General features: G+C 55.7%; 13 protein-coding genes and 1 rRNA gene. 7 read left to right on the top strand and 7 right to left on the bottom strand.

The window, feature by feature from the left end:
* Positions 1-229: 229 nt before the first annotated feature.
* The 4 genes from glnA to E7738_RS13855 all read left to right on the top strand — a co-directional run bounded on the left by glnA (position 230) and on the right by E7738_RS13855 (position 4,536).
* Positions 230-1,639: a glutamate--ammonia ligase gene (gene glnA, locus E7738_RS13840; protein WP_031279641.1), complete on the top strand. Its 1,410-nt coding sequence runs from the start codon at positions 230-232 to the stop codon at positions 1,637-1,639.
* Between the two features lie 198 nt (positions 1,640-1,837).
* On the top strand, positions 1,838-2,887 hold the full coding sequence (gene glnL, locus E7738_RS13845; protein ID WP_021507118.1) for a nitrogen regulation protein NR(II): 1,050 nt from the start codon (positions 1,838-1,840) through the stop codon (positions 2,885-2,887).
* A gap of 7 nt (positions 2,888-2,894) precedes the next feature.
* Complete coding sequence (gene glnG / locus E7738_RS13850; RefSeq protein ID WP_031279642.1) at positions 2,895-4,304, top strand: nitrogen regulation protein NR(I); 1,410 nt, start codon at positions 2,895-2,897, stop codon at positions 4,302-4,304.
* A gap of 106 nt (positions 4,305-4,410) precedes the next feature.
* Positions 4,411-4,536 (top strand): YshB family small membrane protein, encoded by a 126-nt coding sequence (locus tag E7738_RS13855; protein WP_021507120.1) that lies wholly within the window; start codon positions 4,411-4,413, stop codon positions 4,534-4,536.
* Positions 4,537-4,565: 29 nt separating this feature from the next.
* Here the strand turns inward: E7738_RS13855 and hemN are convergent, their stop codons facing one another.
* Positions 4,566-5,939: an oxygen-independent coproporphyrinogen III oxidase gene (hemN, locus tag E7738_RS13860; RefSeq protein ID WP_394515722.1), complete on the bottom strand. Its 1,374-nt coding sequence runs from the start codon at positions 5,937-5,939 to the stop codon at positions 4,566-4,568.
* A gap of 237 nt (positions 5,940-6,176) precedes the next feature.
* A complete protein-coding gene (gene yihI, locus E7738_RS13865; protein ID WP_058775454.1) occupies positions 6,177-6,695 on the bottom strand; it encodes a Der GTPase-activating protein YihI in 519 nt (172 codons plus the stop codon).
* 555 nt (positions 6,696-7,250) lie between these two features.
* Here yihI and yihA point away from each other — a divergent pair.
* Positions 7,251-7,892, top strand: coding sequence for a ribosome biogenesis GTP-binding protein YihA/YsxC (yihA, locus tag E7738_RS13870; RefSeq protein WP_031279643.1), 642 nt, complete (start codon positions 7,251-7,253; stop codon positions 7,890-7,892).
* A gap of 411 nt (positions 7,893-8,303) precedes the next feature.
* Here yihA and polA read toward each other — a convergent pair whose 3' ends face one another.
* The 4 genes from polA to E7738_RS13890 all read right to left on the bottom strand — a co-directional run bounded on the left by polA (position 8,304) and on the right by E7738_RS13890 (position 13,480).
* Positions 8,304-11,093, bottom strand: a complete 2,790-nt coding sequence (gene polA / locus E7738_RS13875; RefSeq protein ID WP_241798953.1) for a DNA polymerase I — start codon at positions 11,091-11,093, stop codon at positions 8,304-8,306.
* Between the two features lie 422 nt (positions 11,094-11,515).
* Positions 11,516-12,145 (bottom strand): thiol:disulfide interchange protein DsbA, encoded by a 630-nt coding sequence (gene dsbA / locus E7738_RS13880; RefSeq protein WP_021507125.1) that lies wholly within the window; start codon positions 12,143-12,145, stop codon positions 11,516-11,518.
* Between the two features lie 26 nt (positions 12,146-12,171).
* The gene (locus tag E7738_RS13885) at positions 12,172-13,158 is read right to left on the bottom strand and encodes a serine/threonine protein kinase (RefSeq protein ID WP_241798956.1); all 987 of its coding nucleotides are present in this window, start codon (positions 13,156-13,158) and stop codon (positions 12,172-12,174) included.
* A 46-nt stretch (positions 13,159-13,204) separates the two neighbouring features.
* Entirely contained in the window at positions 13,205-13,480 is a 276-nt protein-coding gene (locus E7738_RS13890; RefSeq protein WP_021313943.1) for a YihD family protein, read from the bottom strand.
* Between the two features lie 71 nt (positions 13,481-13,551).
* On the opposite strand from E7738_RS13890, the gene mobA reads away from it, so the two are divergent.
* Both mobA and mobB read left to right on the top strand, forming a co-directional pair.
* A complete protein-coding gene (gene mobA, locus E7738_RS13895) occupies positions 13,552-14,124 on the top strand; it encodes a molybdenum cofactor guanylyltransferase MobA (protein ID WP_021507127.1) in 573 nt (190 codons plus the stop codon).
* Positions 14,124-14,627 (top strand): molybdopterin-guanine dinucleotide biosynthesis protein MobB, encoded by a 504-nt coding sequence (gene mobB, locus E7738_RS13900; RefSeq protein WP_241798955.1) that lies wholly within the window; start codon positions 14,124-14,126, stop codon positions 14,625-14,627. Before mobA ends, mobB begins: the two co-directional genes overlap by 1 nt.
* Before the next feature lie 86 nt (positions 14,628-14,713).
* Here the strand turns inward: mobB and rrf are convergent.
* Positions 14,714-14,829, bottom strand: a 5S ribosomal RNA gene (gene rrf / locus E7738_RS13905).
* Between the last annotated feature and the right edge of the window lie 110 nt (positions 14,830-14,939).

Raw genomic sequence — 14,939 nt, forward strand, 5'->3', positions numbered from 1 at the left:
TGGTGCAGCCGTCGTCTCACCGCAGGGCGCATCACAGCGCCATTTTCACCATTGTAATAAAGTTGGCACAGAATTCGCTTTATATCTTTTAAGCGAAAACGACAGTTGCACAACGGTTGAAGAGCTTGCCGAGATCTTGGTCAGGGGTGGTCAGTAGTCGTGACACATTCCCGGCAACAGAAGTTCTCTCACCACGACGACAAAATGACCATTTCCAGGAGAGTTGAGTATGTCCGCTGAACACGTTCTCTCGATGATGAACGAGCACGAAGTTAAGTTTGTTGACCTGCGTTTTACCGATACCAAAGGTAAAGAACAGCACGTTACTATCCCTGCTCACCAGGTTAACGCTGACTTCTTCGAAGAAGGCAAAATGTTCGATGGCTCTTCCATCGGCGGCTGGAAAGGCATTAACGAATCAGACATGGTGCTGATGCCGGATGCAACAACTGCCGTGATGGATCCGTTCTTCGAAGATCCAACGCTCATCATCCGCTGTGACATTCTCGAGCCAGGCACGCTGCAGGGCTACGATCGCGATCCACGCTCCATTGCCAAGCGCGCAGAAGAGTTCCTGCGTTCTTCCGGCATCGCCGACACCGTACTGTTCGGACCTGAGCCAGAGTTCTTCCTGTTTGACGACATCCGTTTCGGCTCTTCAACTTCCGGCTCACACGTGGCTATCGACGACATCGAAGCAGCCTGGAACACCGGTAAAGAGTACGAAGGCGGTAACAAAGGTCACCGTCCAGGTCTGAAAGGCGGCTACTTCCCGGTGCCACCGGTTGATTCATCACAGGACATCCGTTCTGCCATGTGTCTGACCATGGAGCAGATGGGTCTGGTGGTAGAAGCGCATCACCACGAAGTGGCTACAGCTGGTCAGAACGAAGTGGCTACCCGCTTCAACACCATGACCAAGAAAGCTGACGAAATTCAGATCTACAAATATGTTGTGCACAACGTCGCGCACGCCTACGGCAAAACGGCTACCTTTATGCCGAAGCCAATGTTTGGCGACAACGGTTCCGGTATGCACTGCCACATGTCACTGTCTAAAGGCGGCGTAAACCTGTTCTCTGGCGACAAATACGGCGGCCTGTCTGAAACTGCCCTGTTCTACATCGGCGGTATCATCAAGCACGCAAAAGCCATCAACGCCCTGGCTAACCCGACCACCAACTCATACAAGCGTCTGGTCCCAGGCTACGAAGCACCGGTCATGCTGGCTTACTCAGCGCGTAACCGTTCTGCCTCTATCCGTATCCCGGTGGTGGCCAGCCCGAAAGCACGTCGTATCGAAGCGCGCTTCCCGGATCCAGCGGCTAACCCATACCTGGCGTTCACCGCACTGCTGATGGCCGGCCTCGACGGCGTGATCAACAAGATCCACCCTGGCGATGCGATGGACAAAAATCTGTACGACCTGCCGCCGGAAGAAGAAGCTGAGATTCCAAAAGTGGCCGGTTCACTGGAAGAAGCGCTGAATGCACTGAACGAAGACCGCGAGTTCCTGACCCGTGGCGGCGTGTTCACCGACGACGCTATCGATGCTTACATCGAACTGCGTAAAGCTGACAACGACCGCGTACGCATGACGCCGCACCCGGTTGAGTTCGAACTGTACTACAGCGTTTAATCCTTAAAAGATTCGCGCAGATGCATCGTAGCCGCCAACGCCGCGACGGTGCTAATCCTGGCGCTGAAGATTTTTTGTTGCCGTGGAAACTTTAGCCCATCTCCGGATGGGCTTTTTTCACCGCGAATTCATCGTTCGACGGATAGATTTGCGTCCCCAAAGGCTATAATGCACTAATTTAGTGCAGAGGAACGCTGTATGGCAACTGGCACGCTGCCCGACGCGGGGCAGATTCTCAACTCCCTGATCAACAGTATTTTGCTGGTCGATAACGATCTGGTTATCCACTACGCCAACCCGGCGGCCCAGCAATTACTGGCGCAAAGCTCACGAAAATTGTTCGGCACGCCCTTACCGGAACTTACCGGCTATTTTTCGCTGAACATTGAGGTAATGAGCGAGAGTTTAGGGGCAGGCCAGGGCTTTACCGATAGCGAAGTCACGTTAGTGGTGGATGGCCGCGCGCACATTATGTCGCTCACGGCACAGCGTCTACCCGACGGATTTATTCTGCTGGAAATGGCGCCGATGGATAATCAGCGCCGTCTCAGCCAGGAGCAGATTCAGCACGCTCAGCAGGTTGCCGCGCGCGATCTGGTACGCGGCCTGGCGCACGAAATTAAAAACCCGCTCGGCGGATTGCGCGGCGCGGCGCAGCTGTTATCGCGCGCCCTGCCCGATCCGGCGCTGAATGAATATACCAAAGTGATTATTGAACAGGCCGACCGGCTGCGTAACCTGGTCGACCGCCTGCTGGGTCCGCAGCAGCCCGGACTGCACGTGACCCAGAGCATTCATCAGGTGGCTGAACGTGTGGTTAACCTGGTGTCGATGGAGCTGCCGGAAAACGTCTCGCTGGTGCGTGATTATGACCCCAGCCTGCCGGAGCTGCCGCACGACCCGGACCAGATTGAGCAGGTGCTGCTCAACGTGGTGCGTAACGCGCTGCAGGCGCTGGGCGAAGCGGGCGGCACCATTGTCATCCGCACCCGTACCGCGTTTCAGCTGACGTTACACGGCACGCGTTACCGGCTGGTGGCGCGTATCGACATTGAAGATGATGGCCCGGGCATTCCGGCCCAGCTGCAGGATACGCTGTTCTATCCGATGGTCAGCGGACGCGAAGGCGGCACCGGTTTAGGTCTCTCTATCGCCCGCAGCCTGATTGATCAGCATTCGGGAAAAATTGAATTTAACAGTTGGCCAGGCCACACCGAATTCTCGGTTTACCTGCCTATTCGCCAGTGAGGTTTCTATGCAACGAGGGATAGTCTGGATCGTCGATGACGATAGCTCCATCCGCTGGGTGCTTGAACGTGCGCTCACTGGAGCCGGTTTAAGCTGCGCGACCTTTGACAGCGGCAACGAGGTGCTGGATGCGCTCTCGACCAAAACCCCGGACGTATTATTGTCGGATATTCGTATGCCAGGCATGGATGGTCTGGCGCTGCTGAAGCAGATCAAACAGCGTCATCCGATGCTGCCGGTCATCATTATGACCGCGCATTCGGACCTCGACGCGGCGGTCAGCGCTTACCAGCAGGGCGCGTTTGATTACCTGCCAAAGCCGTTTGATATTGATGAAGCGGTCGCGCTGGTAGAGCGCGCCATCAGTCACTATCAGGAGCAGCAGCAGCCGCGCAATCAGCCGGTAAGCGGCCCGACCACCGACATTATCGGCGAAGCGCCGGCGATGCAGGATGTCTTCCGCATCATCGGCCGTCTGTCGCGTTCGTCGATCAGCGTGCTGATCAACGGCGAGTCCGGTACCGGTAAAGAGCTGGTAGCGCATGCGCTGCATCGCCACAGCCCGCGCGCCAAATCCCCGTTTATCGCGCTGAATATGGCGGCGATCCCGAAGGATTTGATCGAATCAGAGCTGTTTGGTCACGAGAAAGGCGCGTTTACCGGCGCGAACCAGATTCGTCAGGGCCGCTTTGAGCAGGCCGATGGCGGCACGCTGTTTCTCGACGAAATCGGCGATATGCCGCTTGATGTACAGACGCGCCTGCTGCGCGTGCTGGCCGATGGCCAGTTCTATCGTGTTGGCGGCTATGCGCCGGTCAAAGTGGATGTGCGCATCATCGCCGCTACCCACCAGAATCTGGAGCTGCGCGTGCAGGAGGGCAAATTCCGTGAGGACCTGTTCCATCGCCTCAACGTGATTCGCGTGCATCTGCCGCCGCTGCGTGAACGTCGCGAGGATATCCCGCGTCTGGCGCGGTACTTCCTGCAGGTCGCAGCGCGTGAGCTGGGCGTAGAAGCGAAAATTCTGCATCCGGAGACTGAAGCCGCGCTGACGCGACTGCACTGGTCGGGTAACGTGCGCCAGCTGGAGAACACCTGCCGCTGGCTGACGGTGATGGCCGCGGGCCAGGAAGTGCTGATTCAGGATCTGCCGCCGGAGCTGTTTGAGTCGAGTACGCCGGAAAATCCGGTGCAGTCGCTGCCGGACAGCTGGGCAACGCTGCTGGCGCAGTGGGCAGACCGCGCGCTGCGTTCCGGTCATCAAAACCTGCTGTCAGAAGCACAGCCGGAGATGGAGCGTACGCTGCTGACCACTGCGCTGCGTCATACGCAGGGCCACAAGCAGGAAGCGGCACGTTTACTGGGCTGGGGCCGCAATACGCTCACGCGTAAACTGAAAGAACTGGGCATGGAATAACGCGGAAAAGTGTAAAAGGGTTATTTATTGCACATTTTCTGCGCGTAACATCTGTACAGACCGGTGCCGTTCAGTATCATACGGGCGGCAATCGGGAGAGGCTAACATGTTGCAATCTGTCATCCAGCTGATCGCGCATAACGTGGCGGCAATCGGTAATGCTGTGACTCACTCACCGCAAACCGCGCTGGCCGCCGTGGTCTGCGCCATCAGCGTCAGTCTGTTCAGTTAACATAAAGGGAGCGCTGGCTCCCTTTATGCTTAAATTACCCGCGAAAATTGCTGCATCCGTGCTTTCTGCCGCAGATAGCGGTCAAAGCACATGCAGATGTTGCGAATCAGCAGACGGCCAATGCCGGTAACCTGCAGCCGGCGCTCACCGATCTCAAGCAAGCCGTCCGCCACCAGCGGCGCCAGCAGCGCTAAGTCCTCAGCAAAATAGCGTTCAAACACCACCGGCCACCGGGCTTCGATGTCGGCAAAATCCAGCGCAAAGTTACAGATCAGCGCTTTAATCACATCCCGCCGCAGACAATCATCCTCGCTCAGGTTTAAACCGCGCCATAGCGCATGGCCCTGCTGCTCAACACTGGCATACCAGGCTTTTAACTCTTTCTGATTCTGCGCATAGCTGTCGCCCAGCATGCTGATGGCCGAAACGCCCAGCCCGAGCAGTTCGGTTTCGCCCTGCGTGGTATAACCCTGGAAATTGCGATGCAGTACGCCGGCGCGCTGCGCCACCGCCAGTTCATCATCCGGTTTGGCAAAATGGTCCATGCCAATAAACTGGTAACCCGCACCGGTCAGCGTCGCGATGGTTTGCTGCAGGATTTGCAGCTTCTGCGCCGCCGTCGGCAGCTCCTCATCTTTGATTTTGCGCTGAGCGGCAAACAGCGCAGGCATGTGCGCATAGTTGAAGACGCTGAGGCGATCCGGATTGAGCGCAATCACCCGCTGCAGCGTAAAGGCAAAGCTCTCTGGCGTCTGTAGCGGCAGGCCGTAGATTAAATCCAGACTGACTGAGCGGAATCCCTGCGCGCGGGCACGCTGCACCAGGGCGAAAATGGTCTCTTCATCCTGAACGCGGTTGACCCGCTCCTGCACCGCCTTGTTGAAATCCTGCACGCCCATGCTCAGACGATTGAAGCCCTCTGCGCGCAGATGATCGATCATCTCCAGCTCAATTTCACGCGGATCGACTTCGATCGACATCTCAACATCGTCAGCGATGTCGAAATGGCTGCGCAGCAGCGCCACCAGCCGGCTGACCTGCTGCTGATTAAGGAAGGTAGGCGTGCCGCCGCCCCAGTGCAGCTGCGTAACGCGACGGCCGGCAAACAGAGGAGCGCGCTGACGAATCTCCTGCGCCAGAACCTCCAGATAGCGATCGGCCTTGTGCAGCTGGCGCGTCACGATTTTATTGCAGCCGCAGAAGTAACACAGACGATGGCAGAACGGGATATGCACATACAGCGACAGCGCGCGCTCGGGATAGCGCTCAACCGCGCGCTGAAAATCGCTCGCGCCAAAGCTTTCACTGAATTCCAGCGCGGTGGGATAGGAGGTGTAACGCGGACCGGCGTAATTGTATTTTTCGATGAGCCGCTGATCCCACTCAATCTGCTGCGATGACATGCTCACTCCTTACGGTGACGTCGTCTGAGGGCGGGTCGCGTGGCAGAAGAGGAGACGAAGCGCTGGGCGGAACGCCGCCGTAAGCGCGATTTCAGCCGCGACAGGCGGCGTAGTTTAAACAATAACCACAGCAGATAACACGTCAGCAGCAGCGCTAAAATTGATCCAGGCCAAAACATAGGTGAATACCTGTTTAGCGCGGCATGCGCAAAGCCGCATGCCGATCAAAAATGGCGGTTAGTGGCCCTTAAGCAGGCGCATCATATCCTCTTCTGCCTGCTCATCTTCGGCGTCGTCGTCCAGCGCAATGCCCAGCGTTTCCATCAGCTCGTCGATGCGATCCAGCGTCTCATCCAGCCACGCCTGATCTTCTGCGCTCAGGGTTTCGCCGCTCTCAAGGCGATCGAGCAGCGTGTCGAGACGCTCATCGTTCTCCAGCTTCGCCAGCTCTTCCTGCGGCGTCAGGCGCACTTTTTCGGCTTTGGGCTTTGGCTTCGCCACTTTCTTTTCAGGCAGAGTTTTGCCGTCCGCCACCAGCGCGACTGGCTTTTTGCTGCCCACGCGCGGATCGGCGCTCTTTTGGCTGTGCCCTTTACCGGCGCTCTGCGTTTCCGGGTTGGCGCGGCTGCCGGATTTGTGGCCGCTGTGCTTTTTATCGCGCTTGCGATCGCGGGCTTCCTGGTTCAGTTCTTCACGCGATTTGCGTTTCGCTTTAGCAGCAGGTTTGCCACGCTGGGCTGGTGCAGGTTGCTTCATGTGTTCGGTCTCGGCGATGCCTGGTGAGTTCAGTATAGAATTGCGGCGAAATCTAGCAGAAAGATGACAAAGAAAAAAGGCGATAGCCTGTGCTATCGCCTTATTTCGCACCTTCATACGAAGGAAACACGCGTCAAATCCTTTACGGCTCACAACGTCCCGGTTGCTCCATCGCCACATCGCTCCTGCGAGTAATCCCTGTCCCTGTCCGATTCCTGCCTGAATCGCTCTCCTGCCATGCTCGCGGTCATCCCCGACGCTCCTGAGCTCATCATCCTGATGGGTGCTGCCGTGCACTGACAACAAATGTAGACCAAACAGTAAATTGAACAAGTGAGACTTGTCTCTAATTTAGAGCGGTCTTTTTCATGTTTAACGTAAGCAAATGAAAATAAACAGTATTATAGAGAATGAACGTTGCATGAATCCGTCATCACTGGTAGCAGTTAGCGGCGATCTCTTACAAAATGGCGCGTTAAGACGCCTGTCGGGCACTTTTGCGCCATAACAGGTATAATCAGCGCCATTGCCCGATCATTCTGCTGGAGTTTTACATTGTCTGCTTTGAACTATCACGTCACCCATTTCATGCTCAGCGCGCCGGATATTCGTCATCTACCGGCGGATACGGGCATTGAAGTTGCCTTTGCCGGGCGCTCAAATGCAGGCAAATCCAGCGCGCTGAATACCCTGACCAACCAGAAAAGCCTGGCGCGTACCAGTAAAACACCAGGCCGCACGCAGCTGATTAACCTGTTTGAAGTGGTTGAAGGCAAACGCCTGGTGGATTTACCGGGTTACGGTTATGCGGAAGTCCCGGAAGAGATGAAGCGTAAATGGCAGCGCGCGCTGGGTGAATATTTGCAGAAACGTCAGGCCCTGAAAGGACTGGTGGTACTGATGGATATCCGCCATCCGCTTAAAGATCTCGATCAGCAAATGGTTGAGTGGGCGGTGCAGAGCGGTATCCCGGTTATGATTCTGCTGACTAAAGCCGACAAGCTGGCTTCCGGTGCCCGTAAAGCGCAGCTGAACATGGTGCGTGAGGCATCGCTGGCATTTATGGGCGATGTCCAGGTCGAGATGTTCTCATCGCTGAAAAAACTGGGCGTCGATAAGCTGCGTCAGAAACTTGATACCTGGTTTAGCGAGCTGACTCCGGCGCAGGAAGGCGACGGTGAAGCGCTGTCAGAGTAGCGCCAGAGCGGGCCTTTGCGTCCGCTTTTTTTTCAGAAAAAGCCCAATAAAAAACGCCCCAGTCATAAATGACTGGGGCGGCTAATATTCAGCCAAATCCGATTACGTGAAGTAAAAGGTCTGAAAGATAGAACATCTTACCTCTGTACCCTACGCGATGAACTTTACCCGATTTTTTCTGACCAACAAAGGGTTTTTTGTTGTTAAGTTTCAGAATTCGACATCTTTTTTACCAGCTTCGTCACATTTTCGCGCATGGCATGTAGTTTAATTACCAAAAAAATGCTTAGCCGATAAGCAGTTACTTAACCTGTATTTTACCGGCAGTTTTGATGACCGGCTGAACCGATTAAGTAAACTTTTTTCTTATGACGCTGCCCGCCACCAGTATCTGTGGCGGGCAACAGGCCCTTAGTGCGCCTGATCCCAGTTATCGCCGGTTCCCACTTCAACCTGCAGCGGTACATCCAGCTTCATGCTGTTCTCCATCAGTTCGCGGATCGTCTGGCTGGCACCTGCGACGGCATCTTTGTGGATCTCAAATACCAGTTCATCGTGTACCTGCATGATCATTTTCACCTCGTCACTGTTCTGCTGCAGCAGCCAGCCGTCAACAGCGATCATGGCACGTTTGATGATGTCCGCCGCGGTGCCCTGCATCGGTGCGTTGATCGCCGCACGCTCGGCAGCTTTACGGCGAATGGCATTGCTGGAGTTGATGTCCGGCAGCCACAGACGACGCCCATCCAGCGTCTCGACATATCCCTTATCCGCGGCTTGCGCGCGCGTCGCTTCCATATAACGCAGCACGCCCGGATAGCGCTCAAAGTAGAGATCCATGTACTTCTTCGCTTCGCCGGCACCAATGTTCAGCTGACGCGACAAACCAAATGCGCTCATGCCATAAATCAGTCCGAAGTTGATTGCTTTCGCACTGCGGCGCTGCTCACCGGAAACCTTGCTCAGCGCCACACCAAACACTTCGGACGCCGTGGCGCGGTGGATATCCTCACCCTGCGCGAACGCATCCAGCAGGCCTTTGTCCTGCGACAGGTGCGCCATAATTCGCAGCTCAATCTGCGAATAGTCGGCGGCCACGATGCGCTTATCCGCGCCCGCAATAAACGCCTGACGAATGCGCCGCCCCTCTTCGTTGCGCACCGGAATGTTTTGCAGGTTCGGGTCGGTCGAGGAGAGTCGTCCGGTGGCCGTCACCGCCTGGTGATAAGAGGTGTGTACCCGGCCGGTGATCGGATTGATCATCTGCGGCAGCTTATCGGTGTAAGTGGATTTCAGCTTCGACAGGCCGCGATGCTCAAGAATCACTTTCGGCAGCGGATAGTCGAGCGCCAGCTCAGCCAGCACTTCTTCACTGGTCGATGGCGCGCCGCCCGGCGTTTTCTTCGTCGGCTTAATCCCCTGCTTCTCAAACAGAATGGTTTGCAGCTGTTTGGTGGAGGAGAGGTTGAAAGGCTCGCCGGCCAGCTCATGCGCCTTCTGCTCCAGCTCGGCCAGACGCGTGGTCAGCTCCTGCGAATGTTTCGCGAGGATATTCTGATCGATCAGCACACCGTTGCGCTCTACGCGGGAAATGACCGTCACCAGCGGCATCTCAATCGCCTCGAATACCTGCTTCGGACCGGCTTCCTGCTCCAGCTTCGGCCACATCTGCAGGTGCAGCTGCAGCGTGACGTCAGCGTCTTCTGCCGCATAGTGCGCCGCCTGCTCAAGCGCGATCTGATTGAAGGTGAGCTGATTTTTACCTTTACCGGCGATTTCTTCGAAAGTGACGGTTTTGTGGTTAAGCCAGCGGGCCGCCAGGCTGTCCATGTCATGCTTGCCGCCGACGCTGTTCAGGCAGTAAGACTCCAGCATGGTGTCGAATTTGATGCCGTTCAGCTCAATATCGTAATTTTTCAGTACGCCACGATCGTACTTCAGATTCTGCCCGACCTTCGCTGCTTTACTGTCCTCCAGCAGCGGTTTCAGCTGCTTCAGCACCGCGGCGCGATCCAGCTGCGGTGGCGCGTCAAGATAGTCATGCGCCACCGGCAGGTAAGCGGCCTCGCCCGGTGCCACGGCGAAGGCAATGCCGACAATATTGGCGCTCAGGGTATCCAGCGAATCGGTTTCCAGGTCAAAAGCAAACACGTCGGCGCTTTGCAGTTTTTTCAGCCAGTCGGCAAAGGTCGCCTCGTCGAGGATGGTGACATAGCCGTCGGATGACAGCACGCTGACCGTTTCCGCTGCGGCCACGACGGGTTCATCCGGCAGCGATTTCTGCGCCTGGCTATTACTCTTTTTACCCTGCAGCCATTTTCCTTCCTGCAGATCGGCTAGCCAGCGTTTGAATTCATAGCGGCTAAACAGCGTCTGCAATGCTTCAACGTCAGGCTCGTTAACCGTCAGCTGCTCGCAGGCCAGTTCCAGTTCCACATCGGTTTTGATGGTCGCCAGCTGGTAGGAGAGAAACGCCACATCGCGATTCTGCTCCAGCTTCGCCGCCATGGTTTTTGCTCCACGGAAGGAGAGGCCGGCCACTTTATCAAGGTTGTCGTAGATGGAATGCATGCCGCCCAGCCCCTGCAGCAGCGCCTGTGCGGTTTTCTCGCCCACGCCCGGAACGCCCGGGATGTTATCCGAGCTGTCGCCCATCATGGCGAGGAAATCGATAATCAGCGAAGGCGGTACTCCGTATTTCTGCTCGACTTCTTCCGGACCGAGCACGGTGTTGGTCATGGTGTTAATCAGGGTAATGCCCGGCGTCACCAGCTGCGCCATGTCTTTATCGCCGGTACTGATCAGCACCGCACGCCCCTGCTTTTCCGCTTCCAGCGCCAGCGTGCCGATTACGTCATCGGCTTCCACGCCGGACACCGCCAGCAGCGGCAGCCCCATGGCTTTTACCATCTCGTGCAGCGGCGCGATTTGCGCGCGTAAATCGTCCGGCATCGGTGGACGATGCGATTTGTAATTTTCAAACAGCTCATCGCGGAACGTTTTGCCTTTGGCATCGAAGACCACAGCCACATGGCTGGGTTGATACTGCATCAGCAGGCTTTTCAGCATGTTGAGCACACCATACATGGCGCCGGTTGGCTCACCCGCACTGTTGGTCAGCGGCGGAAAGGCATGATATGCACGGTAGAGGTAGGAAGAGCCATCTACCAGAATCAGGGGATTTTCTGCAATTTGCGCCATAGGTTTGTATTTTCTTCGTTGCGATAATCAGGGTTATAAGGATGCCACAACCAGCGAACAATGTTGAAGTAACAGCAGAAAGTGAGGATCTTTTTCGCGGTTACGCGGCGCGGATCGCAAGGATCATCTTGTGGATAACTTTGTGCGTAAAATTCATAACGTATTGTTATTTACGTTAATTGCAATCATTTTACGATTAAAATGTTTTTACAATCAGTCAGTTATAATCTTGCCGTGATACGTAACACCTTTTTAAAAAGGCGATCGTCTATGTGGATATTAAGCGAAAGGGTAATCAAAAACGCTGGCGGTGAGGGATGAATGGCTCAGTGAATTAAGGATGTGGTGTGGGTTGGTTTCACTGGAGCGGCGGGTGATAACCGCGCCGCTACAGCATAAGCCATCGCGTTTTCAGCGCTTAATTACTTTTTCTCAACCAGGAATTTCACGACGTTGGCATAATCCGCCACGAAGTTATCCATTGAGCTGGTGTCCAGGCCACCGTTGTTAACCATGTATTTGCCGTTAACGAAAATCGCCGGTACGCCCTGCAGATTAACATCCGAGGCCGCTTTCTGCTGCTGTGCAACCAGCGCCTTCACGGCGAAGCTGTTCCACGCTGCATCGTAATCTTCAGAGGTGATACCCGCTGCTTTAATGAAGGTTTCTTTCAGGCTGGCTGCGTCGGTAATGGTCTGGGTCTTCTGGATGCCGTCGAAAATCGGTGCGGTCACTTTATCTTCCACACCCAGCGCCATTGCCACTGCCCACGCATGCGTGACCACCGGACCGAAGTCGCCGCCGAGGAAATCAACGTGATATTTGGTCACTTTGGTATCCGCTGGCAGATTCTTTCTCACCGCATCGCTGACGTGGTAAATGCGTTCAAACTGGTAGCAGTGCGGGCAGAAGAAGGAGAAGAATTCCATAACCTGCGGCTCACCGGCGACCGGTTTTGGCAGCGTAACGTACTGTTTACCGTCGTTGAACTGTGCCGCTGAGGCGCTAAATGCCAGCATCAAACCTACCAGCGCAAACCAAATCTTTTTCATCGTGAGAACATCTCCTGAGTACTTCATTAAAATTGCGGGCTAAGCTGTAACGGCGGTTCGTGTAACAGCCTTTCCTGCTCGATAAATAGTGCAATCTGCCGGCGCCAGAAGTCCTCATCGGTCATCCAGGGGAAGGCGCGCGGAAAAGCGGGATCCTGCCAGCGGCGTACCACCCAGGCCAGATAATAAACCATGCGCATGGCGCGTAAAGACTCAATCAGTGTCAATTCGTGTAAATCGAAATCACCAAATTCGTTATACGCTTCCAGCAAAATATCCCACTGGATCAATTGCTCCTGACGGCTGCCGTTCACCAGCATCCACAAATCCTGCACAGCCGGACCGGTGCGCGCGTCATCGAGATCGACAAACATCGGCCCATCGCACCACAGAATATTGCCGGGATGGCAGTCACCGTGCAGCCGGAGCGGTTGCCACTGGCTGTGCCAGCTCTGCTGCAGCGTGGCGCTGAGTTTATCTAACGCATTCAGTAGCGCATCCTTCAGCGAGGCGGGCACCAGCGCGCTCTGTTCCAGCTGCAGACGTGGCTCAACCACATACTCCTGCAGGCCCAGAGTGGGCCGCTGGCGGAACGGGCTGTGGCGTCCGGTTTGATGGATACGGCCAAGGAAACGTCCCACCCATTCCATCTGCTCTTCATTGTCAGTTTCATACTGCCGGCCACCGAGGCTGGGAAACACCGCGAACATAAAGCCAGCGTGCTGATTGAGCGTATTGCCCTGCAGCGCCAGCGGCGCGGCAACCGGCACTTCATCGTCCAGCAGATCCTGAGCAAAGCGATGCTCTTCAGCGATCTGCGCGGCGCTCCAGCGTTGCGGACGATAGAACTTAGCGACATAGCGTCGCTTATCCTCATCGCTGAACTGATAGACGCGGTTTTCGTAGCTGTTCAGGGCGGTTAAGCCGGACTCGACCCGCAGACCGGCATCCCAGAGCGCATCGAGGATGACGTCGGGATTCAGCGTCTGAAAATTAAAAGCGGCTTCGCTCATCATTGTGCCTGTGTGTTACCTGTGCGTTGAACGCGCAAGGATAACACTACTCATCATCCTTGATCACACCGCGCGCACGTAATAGCGCGCTTTTGAAGTCCACTTCATAATCTTTCTTCAGACCCGGAATCACAGCCTGACTACCGGCATCACGCATTTTGAGATGGTAAATCAATACGTCATCGCTTAATTCACTTAATGGGCCACTGAAACCTGATTCCTGCGCCAGTTTTTGTAAAAATGCCAGCAGGTTGAGATCGGGTTCTTGCTGCCAGGCAGGCTGCAGCAGTTCGAGCAGTTCATTGAGTCGGTGATATTTCATCATTGATTCCTTTGCGCAGGTGGTTCGCTACCGCGAGTTAAGTATCGTCCAGAATAAACAGGGAGACGAAGATGACCGCATTTACCGGTGTGATCCTCGCAGGCGGGCAAGGCAGCCGTATGGGAGGTCAGGATAAGGGCTTGCTGCCATTACAGGGCAAACCGCTTTATCAGCACGTTCTGCAGCGTTTACAGCCGCAGGTCAATATTGTGTTGATTAGCGCCAACCGTAACATTGATCGTTATCAGGCAAGTGGCTGTCAGGTGATTCGTGATTCGCTGCCTGATTATCCCGGTCCGCTGGCAGGCATGCTCAGCGGCCTGCGGCACAGCCAGACCGAATGGGTGGCGTTTTGCGCCTGCGATACGCCGTGGCTACCGCAGGATTTTGTTGCACGGCTGTGGCAGCAGCGTGGTGCAGCCGCCGCCGTGTGGGTGACATCGGGTCAGCGTGATCATCCGGCGCTGGCCCTGGTGCATCGTGCGCTGGCCGATGATCTGGAAGCGTGGCTGCTGCGCGGAGAACGTCGTCTGATGCAGTTCATGCGAGAACATGGCGGACACGGCGTACTGTTTGATGATGATGAAGCCGCCTTCCGCAATATCAATACGCCTGACGATTTGGTTAATGAGGAAAGTGCGTGATGAGTGTGCCGTTACTGGCGGTGGTGGGCTGGAGTGGCACCGGCAAAACCACCCTGTTACAACAGGTGATTCCGCTACTGAGAGCGCAGGGCATTCGCCCCGGGCTGATCAAGCATACCCATCATCAGATGGACATCGATACGCCGGGAAAAGACAGTTATCTGCTGCGCAAAGCGGGAGCCGATCAGGTGATCGTCGCCAGCGAACAACGCTGGGCGTTAATGTGCGAAACGCCGCAGCAGCCGCTTAGTTTAGCGCAGCTGGCAGGCCGTATGGACGTTGCATCGCTGGACCTGGTGCTGGTCGAAGGGTTTAAACAGGAACCTGTACCCAGGATGGTGTTGTGGCGGCGCGGCGTTAAGGGGGAAATTGATGAATTGCTGGACGACTGGGTGATTGCCGTAGCGACGGATGAAGCGTTAGCGCTTCAGGTACCGGTGCTGGATATTAATCAGCCTGATCAGGTTGCAGAGTATATTGTTCAATGGCTAAAAAACCGCTAATCACACGGTTTTTGGCGGGAAATTTGCCGGAGTACGGACGTAAAAAAGCCCCGGACTCTCGTCCGGGGCTTCTTCACTGGTTTGATGCCTGGCAGTTCCCTACTCTCGCATGGGGAGGCCCCACACTACCATCGGCGCTACGGCGTTTCACTTCTGAGTTCGGCATGGGGTCAGGTGGGACCACCGCGCTGTTGCCGCCAGGCAAATTCTTTGTGCACGAAACGAATCTTTTTCACTGATGCCGCGTTGGCCGCCCTCGTAAAGTCAGTCACATACTCGTGTATGCTCCTTCCTTCCCTTCGGCCTGCCGCC

This window comes from Pantoea sp. SGAir0430 (assembly GCF_043549295.1).

What these genes read in the sequence shown, in the direction of transcription:
- mobA (WP_021507127.1), top strand. Translation starts at nt 13,552, where the DNA reads ATGACCGCATTTACCGGTGTGATCCTCGCAGGCGGGCAAGGCAGCCGT.
- polA (WP_241798953.1), bottom strand. Translation starts at nt 11,093, where the DNA reads ATGGCGCAAATTGCAGAAAATCCCCTGATTCTGGTAGATGGCTCTTCC.
- glnL (WP_021507118.1), top strand. Translation starts at nt 1,838, where the DNA reads ATGGCAACTGGCACGCTGCCCGACGCGGGGCAGATTCTCAACTCCCTG.
- glnA (WP_031279641.1), top strand. Translation starts at nt 230, where the DNA reads ATGTCCGCTGAACACGTTCTCTCGATGATGAACGAGCACGAAGTTAAG.
- hemN (WP_394515722.1), bottom strand. Translation starts at nt 5,939, where the DNA reads ATGTCATCGCAGCAGATTGAGTGGGATCAGCGGCTCATCGAAAAATAC.
- E7738_RS13855 (WP_021507120.1), top strand. Translation starts at nt 4,411, where the DNA reads ATGTTGCAATCTGTCATCCAGCTGATCGCGCATAACGTGGCGGCAATC.
- dsbA (WP_021507125.1), bottom strand. Translation starts at nt 12,145, where the DNA reads ATGAAAAAGATTTGGTTTGCGCTGGTAGGTTTGATGCTGGCATTTAGC.
- mobB (WP_241798955.1), top strand. Translation starts at nt 14,124, where the DNA reads ATGAGTGTGCCGTTACTGGCGGTGGTGGGCTGGAGTGGCACCGGCAAA.
- E7738_RS13885 (WP_241798956.1), bottom strand. Translation starts at nt 13,158, where the DNA reads ATGAGCGAAGCCGCTTTTAATTTTCAGACGCTGAATCCCGACGTCATC.
- E7738_RS13890 (WP_021313943.1), bottom strand. Translation starts at nt 13,480, where the DNA reads ATGAAATATCACCGACTCAATGAACTGCTCGAACTGCTGCAGCCTGCC.
- glnG (WP_031279642.1), top strand. Translation starts at nt 2,895, where the DNA reads ATGCAACGAGGGATAGTCTGGATCGTCGATGACGATAGCTCCATCCGC.
- yihI (WP_058775454.1), bottom strand. Translation starts at nt 6,695, where the DNA reads ATGAAGCAACCTGCACCAGCCCAGCGTGGCAAACCTGCTGCTAAAGCG.